We start from the raw sequence: 21,643 nt of genomic DNA, 5'->3' as shown, positions 1-21,643 counted from the left end.
CGGCACGAGCGCCTCGGGAGCCGGGGTCGCACGACCCCGGACGCGCGCTCAGGCCTTCTCGGACACCTTCTCGCCCGCCGCCCCGGCCGCCTTCCGCGCCCGCTTCCGGGCGGCGGCGGCCCGGCCGGTGAGGTCGAGGCGGGCGATCACCTCGGGCGAGGCGATGGAGGGCAGCAGGTAGCGCCAGAGCGTCGCGATGCGCTCTATCAGGTTCTCGCGGCCGGTGGTGATGTTGGACATCAGCTGGGTGCCCGTGTACGCGCCGACGAGGATCTCGGCGAACTCGGCCGTGTCCACCCCCGGCAGCAGCTCGCCGCGGCGGGCCGCGGCCTGCAGCTGCTCCCGGAACAGCTCGGTCCACAGCTGGTAGGGAGCGGCGTCCCGCATCCCGAAATCTCCCTGCTCAACGGCCAGGCGGACGCCCGCGCGGAACAGCACGTTGGTGCGCATCTGGTGGGCGACCTCGAGGTTGATGTCGAGCAGCCGCTGGAGTCCGTCCTCGCCGTCCGGGAAGGTGAGGTCGGCCGCCTGCTCGTTCATGACCGTCTGGGCGATCTCCTCCTTGGACGCGAAGTGGAAGTACATCGCCCCCATGGTCGTCTCGGCCCTGCGCACGATCTTGTTCATGCTCGCGCCGGAGAAGCCGCTCTCGTCGAACACCTCGGCTGCGGCCCGGATGATCTTCTCCCGGGTCCGGATGGCTCGGGCTTGCCTTGGCTGCGACACGATCACTCCAACTACCACTGGATGGCTATCTGACGGTCCCCCATCGCAAAAAAGCGAACGCCCTCTATGTTATGCGAAGCGCCCATGGGGTCCTCAGGGACGATCAACGCATCCTGAGGCGGTCAGATCAAGCCACTCTCGGGTTTCAATCGCTTCCCACTCGACAAACAAAACGAGCACTCTCTACTTTAAGCCGTGACGGGTCAGCCACAGGGGGAACTCCGGTTCCGCCCCTCACCCCGCTGGCGCCCCGCCTGTCGTGCCACACCAGCGCCACGCCTGAGCCATGCCCGTGCCACCACGCCCGGCACACCGCACACCGCACACCGCGCCACGGCCCGCACCAAGCCCGATCGGCGTTCCGCGTTCCGAGCGACGACGCCCGAGCAAGCCCGAGCCACGCCCGTGCCCGTATGCACATTCTTCAGGGGGATCCACATGGAGTTCGAGTACGCCCAGCACCAGTCCGGCGCCGCCTCCCGGTTCACGTTCGGCGGGCCGGCCGAGCCGCCCGCCACCGTCACCACCACCGTCCCCCGTGAGTACGTGCACAAGGCGGCCCTCGCCGAGGTCCTCCTGACGGGCTGGCACCGGACCGACGACGACGCCTTCACCGTCACCGCCCAGTGGCCGCGCTCGCACAGCTTCTACCGCTCGCGCCACGGTGTCCATGACCCGATGCTGTTCGCGGAAACGGTTCGTCAGGTCTTCCCGCTCCTCTCCCATGCGGCGTACACCGTTCCGTTCGGCCACCACCTCATCTGGGAGCACTTCAGCTACCGCACCGAGCCCGGCACCGAGGCCCTGCGCGCCGGCCTGCTCCCGGCCGAGGTCACCCTCTACGTCGACTGCCACGACGTGCTCCACCGCCGCGGCTCGCTGGCCGCCCTGTCCCTGCACGTCGAGGCCCGCCGCGACGGCGTCCGGCTCGGCAGCGCCGAGACCCGCTTCACCGTCCACGCGCCCGCCGTCTACCGCCGGCTGCGCGGCGCGTACGCCGACAAGGAAGCGGCCCTGGCCGCCACCGTCCCGGTCCCGCTGCCGCTGCCCGCCCACCGGGTCGGGCACAAGCTGCGCGAGAACGTCGTCCTGGCCGCCACCCGCGTCGCCAACCGCTGGCAGCTGCGCGTGGACACCTCCCACCCGGTCCTCTTCGACCACCCCGTCGACCACGTCCCCGGCGCCCTCCTCCTGGAGGCGGCCCGGCAGGCGGCCCACGTGGTGTCGGGGCCGCTGCCGACGGTCGCCACCGCCATGGAGACCCGCTTCACGCGCTTCGCCGAACTCGACGCCCCCACCTGGGTCGAGGCGGAGCAGGACCTGCGCACCGGCGAGGTCGCGGTGACCATCCACCAGAACGGCCAGGTCCTGTTCACGGCGCGCGTCGGCACCACCCGCCTGATGACGGACGAGCCGGTCGTCGCGGCCGCGCGGCCGGTCTACGCCCACTCCTGACCGGACGTCATGCAACGGGCGTAGTCGAGGGGGGCGGAGGCGGACGGGAGGTCTTCCCCGCCCCGCCTCCGAGGCCGTACAACTGGAGGCGCAGCTCGCAACATCGGGAGGGACGGCGTGAAGCCGAGGACACGCACACTGACGGGCGCGCTCGTGGCGGCGGCGCTGGCCGTCCCCCTGACGGCAATATCGGCGGCCCCCGCCGCGGCCGCCTCCTGCAACCTGAGCACGGGGCCGTACCAGCGCCAGGTGGAGTCCTTCCTCGGCCTCCCCGTCAACGGCGTCCAGTCGGCGTCGGACTGCAAGGCCATCAGGTCCTTCCAGGCCCAGCACGGCATCACCCCGACCGAGGGCTACGCCGGACCGCTGACCTGGCGCACGATGAGCACGATGCTGGCGCAGCGCGCGGCGGGCAAGAACCCGAACCGGGACGGCGCCTGCCCGACCAACGTGGGCCGCATCGCCTGCGTGGACCTGACCCGCCAGCTGTCGTGGATCCAGGACGGCTCCGTGCTGAAGTACGGCCCGGTCCCGGTCCGCACGGGCAAGGACGGCACGGAGACCCGCACCGGCCACAACAAGATCTACTACCGCAGCATCAAGCACTGGTCGACGCTGTACAACGTGTGGATGCCGTACTCGCAGTTCTTCGACGGCGGCATCGCCTTCCACGCCACCGACAAGAGCATGTGGAACCCGCCGGGCTCGGGCGGCTGCGTGAACATGACCCACGCGGACGCCAAGGCGTACTGGGGCCTGCTGCGGGGCGGCGACGACGTGTACGTCTACGGCCGCAAGCCCGGCACGTGACCGGCTCCGGCGGCGATTGTCAGAGGCCAGGAGTAGCGTCACGCACATGACGGCGACGACGACGGCCCTGGACGAGGCACTGGCCGCGTACAGGGTGGAACTGACCGGTTACTGCTACCGCATGCTCGGCTCGTCCTTCGACGCGGAGGACGCGGTCCAGGACACGTACGTGCGCGCCTGGCGCTCGTACGACCGCTTCGAGGGCCGCTCCTCGCTCCGCTCGTGGCTCTACCGCATCGCCACGAACGTCTGCCTGGACGCCCTCAAGGCGGGCAACCGCCGCGCCCGCCCGATGGACCTGACGGACCAGGGCAGCCAGGCGACGGCGGTCCTGAACACCCGCCCCGAGATCACCTGGCTGGAGCCGGTCCCGGACGCGAAGGTCCTCTCGGCGGACCCGGCCGAGTCCACCCTGGCCAAGGAGTCGATCCGGCTGGCCTTCATGTCGGCGCTCCAGCACCTGCCCCCGAAGCAGCGGGCCGTCCTGATCCTGCGCGAGGTCCTGTCCTGGAAGGCGGACGAGGTCGCGACCCTCCTGGACACGACGGTCGCCTCGGTGAACAGCGCCCTCCAGCGCGCCCGGGCCACGATGTCGGCCCACCAGATCAGGGCCTCGGAACCGGCGGACCCCCTGGACGCCGAGCAGCAGGAACTCCTGACCCGCTACCTCCAGGCCTTCGAGTCGTACGACATCACGTCCCTCACGGCCCTCCTCCACGAGGACGCGGTCCTGTCGATGCCGCCGTACGACCTGTGGCTCCAGGGCAAGCAGGACATCGCCGCCTGGCACCTGAACCAGGGCATAGGCTGCAAGGGCTCCCGCCTCCTGCCCACCACGGCCAACGGCATGCCGGCCTTCGCCCAGTACCGCCCGAACCCGTCGGGCGGCCACTCCCCGTGGGCCCTCCAGGTCCTGGAGATCACCTCGGGCCGCATCACGGGCCTGAACGCCTTCCTGGACACAGCCCGCTGGTTCCCGCTGTTCGGCCTGCCGGACCACCTGGCGTAGACGTCAGGGCACAGCACCGCGAAAGGCTTTGTTGCGGTGCTGCCGCACACGCACTGAACGCCATTGGGGCAGGCCCCAGTTTTTGCCGTCAACTACTGCCATCCCCCACGCAGAAGCGCCGCCAGGATGCACCTGACGGGGCTTCAATTTTGCTCCAGCTATACAGCAAACGATTGCGGAATCAGGCATAGCTCACAGACTCGGCCGCTTGCCAAAGCACGACCTTACCACTCTGGCCAACTTGATCTGGATTGCACGCAGGGTTCGAATGTTCGATTCGTCGCTAAATCCTGTGGTCGTCGTCCATTCGCATCCCGAACCTGCAAGATTGCTGACGAAGACAATCTCTGCGGCCAGCAATATGCGCGCCCAATCGACCGGGGCTATCGGAAACGCCTTCTCCGAGTTCGGCACGCAACCTGCCGCATTGGCCAACGAGATCCTGCACACCTTCGAACCCCACGCCGACAGCGAGCTCATCACCGCATCGAGCCGGTCCACCCCATTCCAGGAGTGCACGCTGCAGCCACGCGACCTCGTCCGCGGTGAGCAGGTCACTCGCCAACACAGGAGTTTCAGGCATCATTTCAACCCGTCCCAGTAATCGTCAATCGCCGTCGGATCTCGGCGGAAGATCGTACCGCCATCCGGATGCATCGGGTCGTGAATCACGATCGTGGACCCACTCTTTCCCCTGATACGCTCTCCGCCCGCTGCCCAGCGGTTTCGTACGGGCCGGATCCTGCATAACACCCCGGGCGGGGTCGCCAATATCCTGGGTGAAAGTCCCGGAAAGTCACCGGCATGCTCGCTTCCCGCGTGACCGTCACCGATGTCCGCAGCGTCTTCGATGCGTTCCTCGGGGGTACACCAATCTGAATTGTGAACGAGGACCGAAGTGCTCCCCCGCCAGCACACTACGTGCGCTACGCGCTACCCCTCGACAGTCGGGGAACTGGCCAGGCGGCTGCGCCTGGCGCGTGGTCGGAGTCAGCGGCGGCTCGCCGAGGCACTGGCTGAGGCTGCTCCTTGGCGCGTCCCGCCGACGCGAAATGACGTGTGCTGTTGGGAGATCGGGACGCGGTCTCCGCGCGAGTGGCTGCCCTTCCTCGCGCAGGCGCTTCAGGTTCTGCGCAAGATGCTGGAGAGAGCGAAGGCCGTTCAGCCGGTCGACTCCTCGCCGCGTGTCCGGTCTGTCGCCGACTTCCCGCTCGAGGGCGACTCACTGGCCCTGCTGCGTGCTCGTGCGGGTCGCCGGATCGAAGCCGGACAGGTGGCCGACCTGGCCCAGCGGGTTCACGGCCTGCGGCTGGCCGACGACGTGGTCTACGGCAAAGACCTGATCGGGCCCACGCTGCGCGAATTTTTTCAAGCGGCGGTGAAGCTCTACCGCGAGGGCACACACCGAAAAAGCGGGGCGCGAACTCCCGTACTGCATTGTAGAGTCGACGCAGATCGCCGGGTGGGTGGCCGCCGATGCCGGGGAGCATGCCGAGGCGGAGCGCATCTACCGGCTCGGCATGAGCGCCGCACAGGCCGCCGAGGACGGTGTGCTGTCCGGGAACGTGGCGGGCTCGCTGGCCTACCAGTGGAACAACACCGGCCGGACAGCGGACGCAGTGGGATTGGCCTGCGCCGCGCTGAAGGACGCGGGTCCGTACGCCCCGGCGAAGGCTCGCGCGCTGCACTGGACCGGTTGGCCTCGGCGTATACCCGTGCCGGGCAGGACGGCCGGCGATGACCGTCCTCGCGGAAGCGGCCGAGGCGCTGTCCGAGGACTCGGCCGGCACCGACTCTCCGTCGTGACCTGTACTGGATGGACGCAGGGGAATTGCAGGTCATGGAGGCCCGCATCTACACCGAACTGCGGCGCCCGCTGCGGGCCGTGCCGCTGCTGACGGACGTTCTCTGACTCTACGACGCCAGCCACGCCCGGGAGCTGGCGCTGCACCTTTCCTGGCTGTCCGTGGCCTACGCCAACGAGCCCGAGGCCGCGGCGGGAACTGCGGGGCGGATGCTTGCCTTGGGGCAGAGCGGCAGCGAACGCACGGCGGAACGCACGAGGATCGTGCTCGATCACCTGCACGCCTATCGTGACGTGCCGGAGGTCGCCGAACTGCTGGCGTCGTGAGCGCCCTCGGAGCTAGTCGTCCGCTGGCCGGAGTCAGCCTCCGGCATATTCCGGACCTGAGCGGGTGAGGCCCCTCGTCGGTCGGGCAGCTTCGCCGGACCAGGGTTCCCCGAGGGCCGCCAAGGCTCACCCCGTGACGCATGCGCTCGGCCTTGGCGGCTCCCGTAGGTTCCTGAAATGCCTCCGGTGACCGGGCGACGAGGGACCCCCACCCGCGCCCGCGACCACTCACCACGACGAAGCCGCACCCGAGATTCGACCCCCTGCTCCTCAGAGCGAGGCCCGGGGTCTGGGGCAGCGCCCCAGGTGGCTTGCTGTGCTGGCTGTTAAGCGCCCGGACCGGCGGGGTCGTCGCCAAGCGGGGCGGCAGACAGGAGCGGGCGGCGGCCCCACCGGGCCGGGCGCGCGGCCCGCGTCAGCGGGACGCCCTTGAACAAGTAGAGAAACCTCTGAACAGGAACGGCAAGCCGCGGGCCAGAGGTAGTAAGTCGGCCTGGCGGTGCGGGCTGCGGCGGCGGACGGGGGCATCGAGAGCACTACCGCCCCAGGTGTGAAGCGCCGTCAAGGAAGACGTCGGACTCCCCCTCGTCACACCCACATCGGCGTGACCGCCACCGTGAACGCCTCCACCTCCAACGGGATCTCATGAACGGCGCTCGGGAACGCTGTCGACCACCCCTGACCCACGCACCACAACGGCGGCGAACAGCCCTGGTGTCCGCCGCCGTTGCCGTCAACCGCTGCCGTCAGGCAAGAACATAACCGGAGACGCCAGTCTCCCTTTTTCATTGAAGTTGAGACTTGAGCCAAAAGTCACGAGCCGCCTCAACGATCGAATCGTAATCTGCCCTTTCGACGCTCCCGACCAAGATTTCCCCACCTCCATCCCGCACGACCTCTCTCGCCAGGAGCAAGAAGCGATCCGCACGGAAGAAGCCATGCAACGTCCATCCGTCAAGCGACTCGACGCTCGACATCATCGTGACGTCGTAGAGAGATTCGTCGGCAGCTAGCATGTCCATAAGGTCGGTTGGATCGAGCTCGACATCAAATTTCGCATCGTCGATCCGCGGGCGATCTTCGAGTTGAGCCATAATCGACCCAAGGATGCATCCCTCCTGATCGCCAATCAATCGTCCGCCGACAAGAATCTGGAAGCGGAACATGCGATGACCAGGAAGAGGGCTAACGAGCAAGCCGAACTGGCCGGCGTCATCCAAAAATCTCAACTTAGCCTCGCCGTATTTGAATTGGGACATGCTCCATCGGAATCTCTACAGGATTCCCCCGATTATCGCGACCATTGGTACTGCCACTCCAATGCCACTGCCCATGACCGTTATCAGAATACCTGTAGTAAACCGCCTTCTTCCCCGTACCAATCTTTGTCCAGCGAACGCCACTGACTAGCGTGCTGTTCTGGAACTGGCTCTCCGCATCGGCCGGTAGGACGCCCTTCTTGGGATTGTACGGGTTCGGGCCGCCGTGAGGGTCATGGTGACCAGGGTTCTCGTATCCGGTTAGACATGGCTTCGAATTTGCATTGTGAACGAGAACTGGCGTCTCGCCCGCCAGCACATAGTACGTGTGGAAGTCCGCGACGGTGAGGTTGTACGTCTCCATGTCTGCGCGGTGGACGTGCACGCGGTTCACCGTGGCCGTGCCGCCCTCTGCCGTCCGCAGCTCGGTACCGACCCTCAGGTCGCCGGCGTCGACCCAGGCGGCTTCGGCCTCCGACCAGAAGGGGTGGTGCGCAGTCGTGGTGATTGTTTCCGCGCCGTCCAGGCCCTGGACGGTGAGGTCGACGTAGTCCTTGTCGTCCTCGGTGTGGATCAAAGCCGTGACTTCCTTGGCTTCGGTCCTCCGGGTCTCCGGATCCGTGGCGAGGACGAAGTCACCCGGCTGCAGGTCCTTGATGGCCTTCTCGGTGCCGTCCGCCAGGAGCACGGGTGTATCCGGCGTGAAACTGTTCTTGCATTCTTTGGCGGGTGCCGGCTCCGACTTCGGTTTCGGCTTCCCGACGAGTCGGCTCTCGATCGACTTGAGGATGTTCGCGATCGGCCCCTGCATGCCGGCGCCGAATTCGAGCTCAGCGTAGAGGGCCTTGCCCGCATAGAAGGAAAGACGATCAGCAGAATTGACGCAATGGATCCCTTCCATGTTGCACATTTCCCGCGAGAAGACGGCGGGGAGGAAGTCTATGCCGGCGCTGCAGCCGCCGCCCTGACGGAGGCAGCCCGAGACCCAGTCGTATCGTCCCTGGATCTCCGGGTGCGCCTTGTAGACCTTCTTGAATGCAGCGTCGAGGGCCTGCTGGCTGCTGTAGTGGACCTCGGTCGGGCCAATGTTGACGTAGTTGTCACCGTCGTCGGGCTCGTCGTAGCTCTTGTACCGGCCCGCGTTCGCATCTGCGGTGTTGCAGCCGCCGCAACCACCGCTGTCGAACCCACCGCCGTTCATCCCCTCGTAGAGCAGCATTCCGCTCGGGTCGGAATTGCCGACGGGGTTGCCGTTGGCGTACGTGTAGCCGTTCATCTGGAGCGGGTCGGTCAAGTCGATGATCGGGTCGACCGAGATGAAGCGGCCCGTCTGCGACTCGTACTCGCGGGCGCCGATGTGGGTCAGCGAGGTCGAGGCGTCGGCCACGCCCGTGCCGAGGAACGTGCGGGTGCCCGGCCAGTTGGTGGCCTGGTTGCCCCGAGGGTTGCCGTAGGGGTCGAACTTGCGGCGCGTCACCGCCTGGCCGTTCGCCTGGTCGATCGAGGTCGTGCCCGTGCCGTGGTGGTCGGAGACCTGGACGAACAGGTTGTGGCCGGAGGTCTTGCCGAACGTCCGGCGGACCGTCGTCAGGCCGCCCGGGGCCGCGTAGTAGCGCTGGGCGTCCAGGGCCTGGCCGGCCGAGTTCACCGTGATCACGCTCTCGCCCAGGTACAGGGTGCGCGTGCTGCCGTTGTCCTCGATCAGGCGGTTACCTGAAGCGTCGTACAGGTACGTGGTCGTGTCGCTGAACGACCACACCTGGGACGGCGCGCCGTTGCAGGTCCAGATGTTCAGGACCGTGCCGTCGGCGCTGTTGCCCGCGGGGACGTCCAGGCACTGGTTCGTCGCCGGGTGGTGGATCGTCTTGTCACCCGGGCGGTACACGAACTTCTGCGCCGCGCTGCCGTCGCACGCCGCCAGCCGCGGCGTGCCGCTCTGGTTGGTGACGCACTTGTCCTGGAAGCGCAGCGTGTCACCCGTCAGGCGCCACTGCTGGGCCTTGGTCGCGTTGCAGCTGTGCAGCTGGAGCGAGGTGCCGTCGGCCGTGTTGCCGGACTGCAGGTCCAGGCACTTGTCCGCGAGGCCCTTGATCGCCACCGCGCCGATGCCCGGGCTCGTCGCCGAGGTGAGCTTGTTGCGGCGGTCCCAGTTCAGGGTCTGGGTGTCGCCGCCGATCGTGCGGCGCGTGGTGTTGCCCGCGCTGTCGTAGCCGTACGTCGACTGCGAGGTGACCGTGGAGCCCGGCTTGCGGGTGGTCTGGTTCACCTTCGTCAAGGCGTGCGGCTGCGTCTTGACCGGCGGCTGGGTGCCGTTGCCCGCGACCGTCACGCCGTACTCGTACGTGAACTCGTCGTTCAGCGCCGGGTCGACCAGGTCGTGGTCGACCAGCTTGGTGCGGTTGCCGATCGGGTCGAAGGAGTACTCCTGCCAGTAGCCGTCACCGTCCGGGCCCGGAGTGACGTCGGCCTTGACGTCGCCGCTGCACGTCTTGCCCGTCCAGGCCTGCGTCAGCTGGCCCATCGGGTCGTACGTGAAGCACTGCTTGTCGATGCGGCTGCCCGGCTGGGTGTCCGTGATCGACGTGATGTTGCCGACCGGGTCGTACGCGTACGAGAGCCGGCTGATGCGGTTGGGGTTGGCCGGGTCCGGCTGGTTCGGGGTCTCCCGGTCCGTGATCGAGTCCGTCAGCCGACGCGTGTTCTTGTCGTACAGGTTCGTCGCCCACACGCGGCGCGGGGCACTGCCCACCGCGGTGCGCATGACCTCGCCGAACGGGCTGTAGACCGTCTCCGCCGCGTACCAGTCCAGACCGGACAGGGTGATCGGCGCGCCCTGGGCGTTGTAGCGGGTGACGAGCCGCTCCGCGGCCAGGCCGCCCGGGGTGGCCGGGAGGTTGGTCGTCAGCGGCTTGCCGGTCGGGGTGTACGTGGACGTGTATGCGTACGTCCCCGCGAGGCCCTTCGTGGTCGGCGCGTCCGGGATGGTGATCTTGGTGCCGGTCGGCCGGTACTCCGCGTCGTAGCCCGTGACCTCACTCGTGTACGCCTTGCCGTCGTAGTAACGGGTCGAGGCGACCGGCTTGCCCTTGGCGCCCGGCAGCGTGTCGAAGGTGAACGCCGCGACCAGCGGACCGTTCGCCGTGTCGTCACGCAGCGCCGTGGTCCGGCCGAGGACGTCGTACGTCGTGTACTGCGCACGGCCGGCCGAGTCCTTCGCCCAGACCAGGCGGTCCAGGTTGTCGTAGCCCAACGACGCGTTACCCATGTCCGGGTCGGACGAGGCGGTCTTCCGGCCGCGCGCGTCGTAGGTGTACGTCCACGTGTTCAGCGCGGGGTCGGTGACCTTCACCAGCTTGCCGCGGATGTCGTACGTGTACGACGTGACGTTGGCGTCGGGTCTCACCACCTGATCGCCCGCATGCCCGACGGCAAGCTGTACGTCTACCCGGGCGACGGCTTCGGCCGCTTCGACATCAGCCGCCGCATGGAGATGCTGCTGCCGGCCGGCTCGCCGGACCCGGCCGGGTTCACCCAGCTCGTCCCGACCGAGGACGTCACCGGTGACGGCATGGCGGACTTCTTCGCCCTTGCCGACAACGGCGACACCTTCTGGGCCTTCACCGGTTACACGGGCGCCAGCTTCACCTCGGTCAAGCAGATCGGCGGCGCCGGTTGGAGCAAGCGGGACATCGTCGGGGTCCGCGACGCCAACAAGGACAACGTCCCGGACCTGATCTTCCGCGACGACGCCACGTCCCCGCAGCGCCTGGTCCTGCGGAAGGGCAAGCCAGGTGCGAACGGCGGCGTCGACCTGGTCTCGATCGGCACCGCCGCGGCGTCCCTGGACGGCGACCGGCTCTACGGTCTGGGCGGACCCTACGGCGGAGCGGGCGAGTACGGCACACCCGGCTGGGACCGTGCCACCTGGCCCCTCGTCCGCGGCACGACCGACCTCAACGACGACGGCTTCCCGGACTTCTACCTGACCCGCAAGGACGGCACACTGCACCTCTTCTACGGCGGCAGCACCGCCCAGAACCCCTGGCGCGTCGACGAGGAGGGCTGGAACGCCTTCTCCTCCATCGGCTAGCCCAGGACGAGCACCTCGTCCAAGCCCGTCAAGGTGAGCAGGGCCCGCAAGGCGGGCCCTGCTCCGTGGATCGGCAGGGAACTGCCGTGGCGGCGGGACAGCAGGGTCAGGCGGGTGAGGGCGTCGAGCGACGTGAGGTCGGGGGCGGTGAGGGCGGTGGCGTCACAGACCACCGCTCCCACCGCCCCCGACGCGTAGAGGCGCTCCAGGCGCCGGCACAGCAGCGGCACCTGGGCCGGGGCGATGGCGGGGCCGGGCAGGGGAAGGGTCACCGTCGTTTCGTCCACGCCGTGGTGACCTCCCGGCGGCCCCGGACTCATCGGCCGCCCGCGGTCGGCCCTGCGGTGCGGGCCCCCGCATGCCGAACGGGACCGGCGGGGGTCCGCCGGTCCCGTTCACCCGGAAGGGAAGCCGCAGGTCAGGCGATGCGGTCGAGCACGATCGGCGGGGCGCTGAACTCCGTGCCCGCCGCCGCGATGTCGAAGGTGCCCTCCAGGGCCGCCAGGGCGTAGTCGAACTTCTCCGGGGTGTCCGTGTGCAGGGTCATCAGCGGCTGGCCCGCGGTGACCGTGTCGCCCGGCTTCGCGTGCAGCTCGATGCCCGCACCCGCCTGCACCGGGTCCTCCTTGCGGGCCCGGCCCGCGCCCAGGCGCCAGGCGCCGACGCCCACGCCGTACGCGTCCAGGCGGGTCAGGACGCCCGACTCGGGGGCGGTGACCACGTGCTGCTCGCGGGCGACCGGCAGGGCCGCGTCCGGGTCGCCGCCCTGGGCGGCGATCATGCGGCGCCACACGTCCATGGCGGAGCCGTCCGCGAGGGCCTTGGCCGGGTCGGCGTCCTTGATGCCCGCCGCGTCCAGCATCTCCTTGGCCAGCGCGACGGTCAGCTCCACCACGTCGGCCGGGCCGCCGCCGGCCAGGACCTCGACGGACTCGCGGACCTCGAGGGCGTTGCCGGCGGTCAGGCCCAGCGGGGTCGACATGTCGGTCAGCAGTGCGACCGTCTTGACGCCGCTGTCCGTGCCGAGGCCGACCATGGTGCGGGCCAGCTCGCGGGCGTCCTCGATGTTCTTCATGAAGGCGCCGGAGCCGACCTTCACGTCCAGGACCAGGGAGCCGGTGCCCTCGGCGATCTTCTTGGACATGATGGAGGAGGCGATCAGCGGGATGGCCTCGACCGTGCCCGTGACGTCGCGCAGCGCGTAGAGCTTCTTGTCCGCCGGGGCCAGGCCGTCACCGGCCGCGCAGATCACCGCTCCGGTGGTGTCGAGGACGTGCAGCATCTCCTCGTTCGACAGCAGCGCCCGCCAGCCGGGGATGGACTCCAGCTTGTCCAGGGTGCCGCCGGTGTGGCCGAGGCCGCGGCCCGACAGCTGCGGTACGGCGGCGCCGCAGGCGGCGACCAGCGGGGCGAGCGGCAGGGTGATCTTGTCGCCGACGCCGCCGGTGGAGTGCTTGTCGGCGGTCGGGCGGGACAGGGAGGAGAAGTCCATCCGCTCGCCGCTGGCGATCATCGCGGCGGTCCAGCGGGCGATCTCGGCCCGGTTCATGCCGTTGAGCAGGATGGCCATGGCCAGCGCGGACATCTGCTCGTCGGCGACCACGCCGCGCGTGTACGCGTCGATGACCCAGTCGATCTGCTCGGGGCTCAGCTCACCGCGGTCGCGCTTGGTGCGGATGACGGAGATGACGTCCATAGGGAACTTCCTTACTTCCTGCGCTACGCGCGGACCTTCTACGCGCATAGAGAGTCGAAGAGGGGGGTCGAGGAGGAAAAGGGTGTCGGGGACAGTGAACACGACGGCCCTCCGCCCGGCAGGGAGCGGAGGGCCGTCGGCACGGCTATCCCAGGTGGTCGGGCCCGAAGGCCTGCGGCAGCATCGCGGCCAGCGGCAGGACGCCCTCGGGAGTGTCGACCTGGAGGTCGGGGCCGCCGAACTCGTAGAGCAGTTGCCGGCAGCGGCCGCACGGGACGAGCAGGGCGCCCTTGCCGTCCACGCAGGTGAAGTGGGTCAGCCGGCCGCCACCGGTGTTCTGCAGCTGGGAGACCAGCCCGCACTCGGCGCACAGGCCGAGCCCGTAGCTGGCGTTCTCGACGTTGCAGCCGGTGACCAGCCGGCCGTCGTCCACCACGGCGGCGACGCCGACCGGGAAGCCCGAGTAGGGGGCGTACGCCCGGGACATGGCGTCCCGGGCGGCCTCCCGCAGGGCCTCCCAGCCGATGGCGGGCTCGGTCGTCACTTGCCCTGCCCCTTGCGGTACGGCATGCCGTCCGCCTTGGGCATCCGCAGCCGCTGCGCCGACAGGGCCAGCACCAGCAGGGTGGTGACGTACGGCGCGGCGTCGACGAACTGGCTCGGGACCGAGTCCGTCAGGGCGTACCAGAGGAACAGGCCGGCCGAGCACGCCGCGGCGATCGCGGCCTGCACGTACTTCTTCTTGTACAGCTGCCACACGACGACCAGCACGAGCAGGATCGCCAGGAGCAGCAGCATCGCGTGGACGTTCTCGGCGCCACCGCGCAGCCGGAGGCTGTAGGTGAAGCCGAACAGGCCCGAGCCGAGGGCCATGCCGCCCGGCATCCAGTTGCCGAAGATCATCGCGGCGAGACCGATGTAGCCGCGGCCGCCGGTCTGGCCCTCCTGGTAGATGCCGGTGGAGACGATCGCGAGGAACGCGCCGCCGAGGCCGGCCATCGCGCCGGAGACGATCACGGCGATGTACTTGTACTTGTAGACGTTGACGCCGAGGGACTCGGCGGCGACCGGGTTCTCACCGCAGGAGCGCAGGCGCAGGCCGAAGGCGGTGCGCCACAGCACCCACCAGGTGACCGGGACCAGCACGACGGCCAGGACCGTCAGCAGCGACAGGTTGGTGACCAGGCCGCCGAGCACGCCGGCGACGTCGGAGACCAGGAACCAGTGCTTGGCCTGGAGCGTGGCCAGCCAGTCCGAGAGCCCGGGAATCGTGATCTCGGTGATGGGGTCGATCCGGGGGGACTGCTTGGAGGAGCCGCCCGGGGTCTTGTCGAAGGTGAAGTTCGACAGGTACTGCGTGAAACCGACGGCCAGGATGTTGACCGCGACACCGGAGACGATGTGGTTCACGTTGAAGGTGACCGTGATGATCGCGTGCAGCAGGCCGCCGAGGGCACCGCCGACGACGCCCATGAGGACGCCGGTCCACGGACCCCACTGGTAGCCGGCCCAGGCACCGAACCAGGTGCCGAGGATCATCATGCCTTCGAGGCCGATGTTGACCACGCCCGCGCGCTCGGCCCACAGGCCGCCGAGGCCCGCGAGGGCGATCGGCACGGCGAGCTGGAGGGCGCCGGAGACCTGGCCGACGGAGGTCAGGTCGTTGGCCCCGGAGATGACCCGGACCAGGGAGATCAGGGCCAGCCCGCCCGCGATGATCAGCAGGATCCAGGGCAGGGTGAGCTTGCGGCGGCCGCCGCCCTTCTTGGGCGCGGCGCTCGTCGCGGAAACGGTGCTGGTGCTCACGCCGCGACCTCCTTCTCGGTCTTGATGGCGTGGCCGGCGGCCAGCTCCTCGCCGACCTTCTGCTGCTGGCGGCGGATGCCGTAGCGGCGGACGAGCTCGTAGCTGACGACGACGGCGATCACGATCAGGCCCTGCATGATCGTGCCGATCTCCTTGGCGTAACCGGCCGTGTCGAGACCGGCGGAGGCCTTGTCGATGAAGGCGATCAGGAGGGCCGAGAAGAAGATGCCGACGGGGTTGTTGCGGCCGAGCAGGGCGACGGTGATACCGGTGAAGCCGATGCCCAGCGGGAACGACAGGTTGTACGTGTGCGACTCGCCGAGCAGCAGCGGCATGCCCGTCAGACCCGCGACCGCGCCCGAGATGAGCATCGAGGTCATGATCATCTTCTTGGGCTCCACGCCGGACGCCTGCGCCGCGGACTCGCTGGCGCCCGAGGCGCGCAGGTCGAAGCCGAAGCGGGTGCGGTTGAGCACGAACCAGTAGACGACGCCCAGGGCGAACGCCACGAAGGTGAAGCCGTAGATGTCACCGCCCGGCAGGGAGACCGCCGGGAACCAGCCGGACTCGGGGATGTCGCCGGTGGTGAGGTCGTTGGAACCGGCCGGCTGGACGCCGAAGTTCTTCGGCAGGATCAGCCAGGCGATCAGCGAGGTCGCGATCGCGTTGAGCATGATCGTGGAGACGACCTCGCTCACGCCGCGGCGGGCCTTGAGCACACCCGCGATACCGGCCCAGAAGGCACCGGTGAGCATGGCCACGGCCACGATCAGCAGGACGTGCAGCGGACCGGGCAGCGAGACCGCCGCGCCGACCACGGCGGAGAGCATCGCCGCGAGCCGGTACTGGCCGTCGACGCCGATGTTGAAGAGGTTCATCCGGAAGCCGATGGCGACGGCCAGGGCTGCCAGGAAGTAGATGCCGGCCTGGTTGACGATCAGGACCTGGATGTCCTCGTAACCGGCCTGCTCGATCATGATGCGCAGCGGGTCGATCGGGTCCACGCCCGAGGCGGCCAGCACGATCATGGTCAGTACGAAGGCGCTGACCAGCGCGAGCGCGGGGCCGGCGGCCGCGAGCAGCAGCCGGTCCTTGTCGAATTTCTTCATCGGGCCTCGTCCTCCGTCGTGTCACCGTCGGCAGCGGCGGAGTGGTCGTCGGTTGCTTCCAGGTGCCCGGTCGCGGCGCCCGTCATGGCGGTGCCGAGCTCCTCGGGCGTGATCGTGGCCGGGTCGGCGTCGGCGACCAGGCGGCCGCGGTAGATGACGCGGAGGGTGTCGGACAGGCCGATGAGTTCGTCCAGGTCGGCCGAGATCAGCAGCACGGCCAGGCCCTCGCGGCGGGCCTCGCGGATCGCGTCCCAGATCTGCGCCTGCGCGCCGACGTCCACACCGCGGGTGGGGTGGGCGGCGATCAGGAACTTCGGGTTGTGGCTCATCTCGCGGCCGACGATCAGCTTCTGCTGGTTGCCGCCGGACAGCGAGGCCGCCGTGACGTCGATGCCGGGCGTGCGCACGTCGTACTCGCGCACGATCCGCTCGGTGTCCTTGCGGGCCGCCTTCGGGTCCAGGATGCCGCGCTTGGAGTTGGGCGCCTCGGTGACGTGACCGAGGATGCGGTTCTCCCACAGCGGGGACTCCAGCAGCAGGCCGTGGCGGTGGCGGTCCTCGGGGATGTACCCGATGCCGCCCTCGCGGCGCTTGCGCACCGGCAGCTTGGTGATGTCCTGGCCGTCGAGGGTGACCACACCGGCGTCCGGGGTGCTCATGCCCATGAGGACCTCGATGAGCTCGGTCTGCCCGTTGCCCTCGACACCGGCGATACCGAGGATCTCGCCCTTGTGGATGGTGAAGCTGATGTCGTCCAGCAGCAGACGGCCGGCGGTGGCGGTCTCGTGGAGGTAGGTGTCGTCCTCCGGGGCGCCGGGCTGGGCCGGGATCTGCTGCACGACGCCGCCGGCCTCGGCCAGGGTCACGCCCTCGACCTTCAGCATCGCCACGTCCGTCACCGTCGACTCCCGCGTCTCCGGCGTCGGCAGCTCGCTGCCGACCATCAGCTCGGCGAGCTGCTTGGTCGTGGCGGTCTTCGGGTCGGCGGTGCCGACCGTGGTGCCGCGGCGGATGACGGTGATGTCGTCGGCGACCTTCAGCACCTCGCCCAGCTTGTGCGAGATGAAGATGACGGTCAGGCCCTCGGCCTTGAGCTCGCGCAGGTTGTCGAACAGCGCGTCGACCTCCTGCGGCACGAGCACCGCGGTGGGCTCGTCGAGGATCAGCGTGCGGGCGCCGCGGTAGAGGACCTTGAGGATCTCCACGCGCTGGCGGTCGGCGACGCCGAGGTCCTCGACCAGGGCGTCCGGGCGCACGCCGAGGCCGTACGCGTCCGAGATCTCCAGGATCTTGCGGCGGGCCTTGGCGCCGATGCCGTAGAGCTTCTCGCCGCCGAGGACGACGTTCTCCAGGACGGTGAGGTTGTCGGCCAGCATGAAGTGCTGGTGCACCATGCCGATGCCGCGGGCGATGGCGTCGCCGGGGTTGTTGAAGGAGACCTGCTCCCCGTCGATGGCGATGGTGCCCTCGTCCGGCTTCTGCATGCCGTAGAGGATCTTCATCAGGGTCGACTTGCCGGCACCGTTCTCACCGATGAGGGCGTGGACCGTGCCCTTGCGGACGGTGATGGCGATGTCCTTGTTGGCGACGACGCCGGGGAAACGCTTGGTGATGCCGTGCAGTTCAACGGCGGGGGGGCTGGACGCGGTGATGACGCACTCTCCTTGGCGCGAAGGAGCTGGAAGGCAGGGGGGACAGGGCGGGGGGCGACGGTATCGCGTCCACGAGACCTCTACGCGCGTAGCACTGTCGAAAGTGAAAAGTTGTGGCCAGGTTGGGGCCACTGAGTTCGGGCCGGTGAACGAGGCGCGGGGTCCGGGAGCAGCGTGAGCCGCTACCCGGACCCCCCGTGTCGTTCGCCCGGTCGGGCCGTCCCTTACGGGGCGGTCTTGACCGTGATCTTCTTGGCGATGATGTCCGCCTTGGCCTTCTCGACGGCGGCGATCACCTCGGCCATCTTCTTGTACTCCGGGTTGGAGTCGGCGAGGCCGACGCCGTTCTTGTCGAGGCCGTAGCGGACCTCACCCGTCTGCGGGGTGCCGTCCTGGACCGACTTGATCAGGTTGTAGACGGCGGACTGCACGTCCTTGGTGACCGAGGTCAGGATCTTGTCCTTGTACTTGGCCAGGCCCGCCTGGTTGTACTGGTCGGAGTCGACACCGACGGCCCACTTGCCCGCGTTGGCGGTGGCCTCGATGGCACCCGAGCCGGCGAGGCCGGCCGCGGCGTAGACCACGTCGGCGCCACCGTCGAGCTGGCCCTTGGCAGCGGCCTTGCCGAGGTCGGGCTTGGCGAAACCGGTGAAGTCCGGCGGCTGGGTCAGGTAGGCCGACAGCACCTTGGCGTTGGGGTTGGTGTCCTTGACGCCCTGGGTGAAGCCCGCCTCGAACTTCTTGATCAGCGGGACCTCGACACCGCCGATGAAGCCGACCGTGCCGGTCTTGGAGGCCTTGGCGGCGGCGACGCCGGCCAGGTAGGAGCCCTGCTCCTCGTTGAAGACCAGGTTCGCGATGTTCGGGCCGGTCACCGAGGTGTCGTCGATCAGGCCGAAGGTGGTCTTCGGGAACTTCTCGGCGACCTTCTTGATGGCCGGGGCGTAGGCGAAGCCGACGCCGATGACCGGGTTGTTGCCCTTGCGCGCGAGCTCGGTGAGGCGCTGGACCTTGTCGGCCTCGCTCTCGCCCTCGGTGGGCTCGGCCTCCGCGCCCTTGATCTTCAGGTCCTTCTCGGCCTTCTCCAGACCCGCGTAGGCGGCGTCGTTGAAGGACTGGTCACCGCGACCGCCGATGTCGTAGGCGATGGCGGCCGACTTCTCGGAGGACGAGGACGAGGACGAGTCGGAGGACTTCTTACCGCCACACGCGGTGGCGCTCAGGGCGAGGGCCGCGGACGCGACACTCACGGTTGCGATCCTGGTGATCCGGCGCAAGGGGAGGCTCCTTCAAAACCTGACCGAAGCGCCACTGACCGGCGCTGGTTTCGCCGCGATCGTAACGCGCGTAGATGTCAGTTAAAGGCCCGTTCATGAGTCGTTATCGGATCGTCGCGAACCGGACAGTGACCGATCGGTAACGCGCCTGACGCCCAGCCCTTGTGTATCAAGGGCTGGACGCTTCCGGCGGCGGACACGCGGGTGGTGTACGGGGATCTCCCCGGGTCGGCCCAGCGCCTCGCGGCGACCGGCCCGGCGGCCTCGCCCCGACCGGCCCGGCTGCCTCCGCGCGCGACTAGCCCAGCGGCCTCGCCCGGCGCCCGTCGAGCAGGGCCGCGGCGGTGAAGAACTCCACGCCGACCCCGATCGCGGACTCGTCCACGTCGAAGTCCCCGCGGTGCAGGTCCCGCTTGGTGGTGTCGCCCGGCGTGCGGACCCCGAGCCGGGCCATCGCGCCCGGCACGTGCTCCAGGTACCAGGAGAAGTCCTCGCCGCCCAGGCTCTGCTCGGTGTCCTCGACGGACTCCGCGCCCCGGCGGGCGGTCATGGCCTCGCGCAGCAGCTCGGTGACCACCGGGTCGTTCACGACCGGCGGGACGCCGCGGACGTGGTTGATCTCGAACTTGGCGCCGTGCATCGTGGCGATCTCGTCGATCGCGGCGTAGAGCTGGTCAGGGGCCTCGTGCCAGGCGTTCAGGTCCAGGCAGCGCACGGTCCCGGAGAGCTCCGCGTGCATCGGGATCACGTTGCACGCGTGCCCGGCCTCGATGCGGCCCCAGGTGACGGACATGCCCGAGCGGGCGTCCATCCGGCGGGCCAGCAGTGCCGGGACGTCCACGGCGACCCGGGCCGCCGCCGTGACCAGGTCGGTGGTCAGGTGCGGGCGGGCGGTGTGGCCGCCGGCGCCGGACAGGGTGACCTCCAGCCGGTCGCAGGCCGAGGTGATCGGCCCGGGCCGCAGGCCGATCCTGCCGGCGTCCACCCGGGGGTCGCAGTGCACGGCGATGATCTGCCCGACCCCGTCCAGCACCCCGGCGTCGATGGCCTCGGTGGCCCCGCCCGGCAGCACCTCCTCGGCGGGCTGGAACAGCAGCCGCACGGGCCGGGGCAGCAGCCCCTGCCGGTCCAGCTGGGCCAGCACCAGGCCGGCGCCGAGCACGGTGGTGGTGTGCACGTCGTGGCCGCAGGCGTGGGCCCGGTCCGGGAAGGTGGAGCGGTACGGCACGTGGGTCTTGGCATCGGGAATGGGCAGGGCGTCGATGTCCGCGCGCAGGGCCAGCATCGGCCGTACGCCGTCCCAGGTGCCCACGTCGCAGATGAGGCCGGTCCCGGACTTCAGCACGCGTGGTCGCAGGCCGGCTTTCTCCAGCCTCGCCTTGATCGCGGCGGTCGTGCGGAACTCCTGGTGGCCGAGCTCGGGATGCATGTGCAAGTCCCGGCGGAACGCGATCAGTTCAGAACGCAGATTCTCCGGGAGCTTGCCGGGCAGCTCGGGCTGAGCGGGCTTTCCGGGCAGGGCGGTCTGGGACTCGCGGGACATCAACTGGTTCACCCGTTGAAGAGTAGGCGCACCACTAGGTCAACTGGCTGGAGATCAGCAAATCTTCTACCCGTTCGTGGAGAAAAAACCGTCCTCCGGGTGCATGGCCTCCGGTCCCGAGGGGTAAACTCCGCCGCTCATCCGGCCGCCGAGGCGGTCACGGCCGGGAGTCTTTGCACATCACGGGCGGTTTCGGCCACCCCGGCGAGGAAGCCGCGGGCCCGGGGCGAGGCCCGGCCGGTGAGCCAGGCGGGGTCCACGTCCACCACGGCGACGGTCACACCGGTGCCGCAGAGCGCGTACGGCAGTGTGTGGACGACCGTGGACGGAAAGCTGACGATCGTACGACCCACGGGACCGCGCCGGGCGATCAGCTCCAGCGGCAGGTCCGGCCGGACGATCTCCAGCCCGGTGGCCTCGCCCAGCCCGCGCAGCTTCTCGGCGGACTCCCGCCGGTGGGCGAAGTAGCGGGTGGCCCCGTGCTCGGCGGCCAGCGCCCGGACGGCCTCCAGGTAGCGGTCCGGGTCGACCACCCCGGTCTCCACCAGCGAGGTGCCGACCAGGTCCGTGCCCCGGGTCAGCCGGGGCGGGCCGAAGCGGGCCCGGGTCCAGCCGAAGTCGTTCAGCCGCAGCCGCATGCCCTCCAGCGGGGTGACCGGCATGGAGGTGAACAGCTCGACGCGGCGCAGCCGGCGCCGGGCGGTGGCCGCCACCGGCGCGTACGCCAGCTCGCGCGCCCGGCCCAGGGCCCCGCCGCCGGTGCGGTGCCAGCGGCGCAGCCGCTCGCCCCGGCCCAGCTGGGCGACGAACTCCATGGTGGCCGTGCCGTCGTCGACGACCACCAGCTCCGCGGCCCGGGCCGGGGCCAGCAGCAGCTGCACGAACCGGGAGAACGGGTCGCCGACGACGATCCGCTCCGCGCGCCGGACGTCCCCGGCGAGCGCGGCCAGTGCCTTGAGGGGCGCGAGGCCGCCGCCGCGGGCCTCCTGCCACCGCACCTGGTGCCCCTCGTCCCGCGCCAGCCCGGCCACGCGCCGCAGCTGGCCGCGGGACATCGGGTCGGTCGGCGGCAGGACGACG

19 protein-coding genes are annotated in these 21,643 nt (G+C 69.4%); 6 read left to right on the top strand and 13 right to left on the bottom strand.

What is annotated here, in order from left to right; genetic code table 11:
- Window positions 1–48: 48 nt before the first annotated feature.
- Window positions 49–726: a ScbR family autoregulator-binding transcription factor gene (locus tag LG632_RS16410; protein ID WP_226728052.1), complete on the bottom strand. Its 678-nt coding sequence runs from the start codon at window positions 724–726 to the stop codon at window positions 49–51.
- Window positions 727–1,164: 438 nt separating this feature from the next.
- Between LG632_RS16410 and LG632_RS16405 the strand changes: the two genes are divergently transcribed.
- From LG632_RS16405 to LG632_RS16390, 4 genes are all read left to right on the top strand, one after another.
- Window positions 1,165–2,181, top strand: coding sequence for a ScbA/BarX family gamma-butyrolactone biosynthesis protein (locus LG632_RS16405; RefSeq protein ID WP_226728051.1), 1,017 nt, complete (start codon window positions 1,165–1,167; stop codon window positions 2,179–2,181).
- A 153-nt stretch (window positions 2,182–2,334) separates the two neighbouring features.
- Window positions 2,335–2,991 (top strand): L,D-transpeptidase family protein, encoded by a 657-nt coding sequence (locus LG632_RS16400; protein WP_226728070.1) that lies wholly within the window; start codon window positions 2,335–2,337, stop codon window positions 2,989–2,991.
- Window positions 2,992–3,007: 16 nt separating this feature from the next.
- Complete coding sequence (locus LG632_RS16395) at window positions 3,008–4,000, top strand: sigma-70 family RNA polymerase sigma factor (protein ID WP_226728050.1); 993 nt, start codon at window positions 3,008–3,010, stop codon at window positions 3,998–4,000.
- A 208-nt stretch (window positions 4,001–4,208) separates the two neighbouring features.
- Complete coding sequence (locus tag LG632_RS16390) at window positions 4,209–4,604, top strand: hypothetical protein (protein ID WP_226728049.1); 396 nt, start codon at window positions 4,209–4,211, stop codon at window positions 4,602–4,604.
- 618 nt (window positions 4,605–5,222) lie between these two features.
- Here the strand turns inward: LG632_RS16390 and LG632_RS16385 are convergent.
- Window positions 5,223–5,438: a hypothetical protein gene (locus LG632_RS16385; protein ID WP_226728048.1), complete on the bottom strand. Its 216-nt coding sequence runs from the start codon at window positions 5,436–5,438 to the stop codon at window positions 5,223–5,225.
- Between the two features lie 528 nt (window positions 5,439–5,966).
- Here LG632_RS16385 and LG632_RS16380 point away from each other — a divergent pair.
- Window positions 5,967–6,131 (top strand): hypothetical protein, encoded by a 165-nt coding sequence (locus LG632_RS16380; protein WP_226728047.1) that lies wholly within the window; start codon window positions 5,967–5,969, stop codon window positions 6,129–6,131.
- A gap of 785 nt (window positions 6,132–6,916) precedes the next feature.
- Here LG632_RS16380 and LG632_RS16375 read toward each other — a convergent pair.
- Together LG632_RS16375 and LG632_RS16370 are read right to left on the bottom strand one after the other, a co-directional pair.
- Window positions 6,917–7,390 carry a hypothetical protein gene (locus LG632_RS16375; protein ID WP_226728046.1) on the bottom strand — a complete coding sequence of 158 codons (474 nt, stop codon included), beginning with the start codon at window positions 7,388–7,390 and terminating at the stop codon, window positions 6,917–6,919.
- Complete coding sequence (locus LG632_RS16370; RefSeq protein WP_226728045.1) at window positions 7,362–10,793, bottom strand: polymorphic toxin-type HINT domain-containing protein; 3,432 nt, start codon at window positions 10,791–10,793, stop codon at window positions 7,362–7,364. The genes LG632_RS16375 and LG632_RS16370 overlap by 29 nt, the downstream gene beginning before the upstream one ends.
- 15 nt (window positions 10,794–10,808) lie before the next feature.
- Here LG632_RS16370 and LG632_RS16365 point away from each other — a divergent pair, with 15 nt between their 5' ends.
- The gene (locus LG632_RS16365) at window positions 10,809–11,480 is read left to right on the top strand and encodes a hypothetical protein (RefSeq protein WP_226728044.1); all 672 of its coding nucleotides are present in this window, start codon (window positions 10,809–10,811) and stop codon (window positions 11,478–11,480) included.
- Here LG632_RS16365 and LG632_RS16360 read toward each other — a convergent pair.
- From LG632_RS16360 to LG632_RS16320, 9 genes are all read right to left on the bottom strand, one after another.
- Window positions 11,477–11,767 carry an STAS domain-containing protein gene (locus tag LG632_RS16360; protein ID WP_226728043.1) on the bottom strand — a complete coding sequence of 97 codons (291 nt, stop codon included), beginning with the start codon at window positions 11,765–11,767 and terminating at the stop codon, window positions 11,477–11,479. The genes LG632_RS16365 and LG632_RS16360 overlap by 4 nt on opposite strands.
- Before the next feature lie 131 nt (window positions 11,768–11,898).
- Window positions 11,899–13,176 carry a thymidine phosphorylase gene (locus LG632_RS16355; protein WP_226728042.1) on the bottom strand — a complete coding sequence of 426 codons (1,278 nt, stop codon included), beginning with the start codon at window positions 13,174–13,176 and terminating at the stop codon, window positions 11,899–11,901.
- Between the two features lie 145 nt (window positions 13,177–13,321).
- Window positions 13,322–13,720, bottom strand: a complete 399-nt coding sequence (locus tag LG632_RS16350; protein ID WP_226728041.1) for a cytidine deaminase — start codon at window positions 13,718–13,720, stop codon at window positions 13,322–13,324.
- The gene (locus LG632_RS16345; protein WP_226728040.1) at window positions 13,717–14,982 is read right to left on the bottom strand and encodes an ABC transporter permease; all 1,266 of its coding nucleotides are present in this window, start codon (window positions 14,980–14,982) and stop codon (window positions 13,717–13,719) included. The genes LG632_RS16350 and LG632_RS16345 overlap by 4 nt, the downstream gene beginning before the upstream one ends.
- A complete protein-coding gene (locus tag LG632_RS16340; RefSeq protein ID WP_226728039.1) occupies window positions 14,979–16,091 on the bottom strand; it encodes an ABC transporter permease in 1,113 nt (370 codons plus the stop codon). Before LG632_RS16340 ends, LG632_RS16345 begins: the two co-directional genes overlap by 4 nt.
- Complete coding sequence (locus LG632_RS16335) at window positions 16,088–17,743, bottom strand: ABC transporter ATP-binding protein (protein WP_226728069.1); 1,656 nt, start codon at window positions 17,741–17,743, stop codon at window positions 16,088–16,090. Before LG632_RS16335 ends, LG632_RS16340 begins: the two co-directional genes overlap by 4 nt.
- A 224-nt stretch (window positions 17,744–17,967) precedes the next feature.
- Window positions 17,968–19,020: a BMP family lipoprotein gene (locus LG632_RS16330; RefSeq protein ID WP_226728038.1), complete on the bottom strand. Its 1,053-nt coding sequence runs from the start codon at window positions 19,018–19,020 to the stop codon at window positions 17,968–17,970.
- Between the two features lie 298 nt (window positions 19,021–19,318).
- Window positions 19,319–20,563 carry an amidohydrolase gene (locus LG632_RS16325; RefSeq protein ID WP_226728068.1) on the bottom strand — a complete coding sequence of 415 codons (1,245 nt, stop codon included), beginning with the start codon at window positions 20,561–20,563 and terminating at the stop codon, window positions 19,319–19,321.
- A gap of 137 nt (window positions 20,564–20,700) precedes the next feature.
- On the bottom strand, window positions 20,701–21,643 hold a 943-nt coding region (locus LG632_RS16320), incomplete at its 5' end, for a hypothetical protein (RefSeq protein ID WP_226728037.1).

This window comes from Streptomyces antimicrobicus, assembly GCF_020532625.1.
Lineage (GTDB): Bacteria > Actinomycetota > Actinomycetes > Streptomycetales > Streptomycetaceae > Streptomyces > Streptomyces antimicrobicus.
The sequence above is the reverse complement of the archived record's forward strand: the minus strand, read 5'-3'. Positions and strand labels throughout refer to the sequence as shown.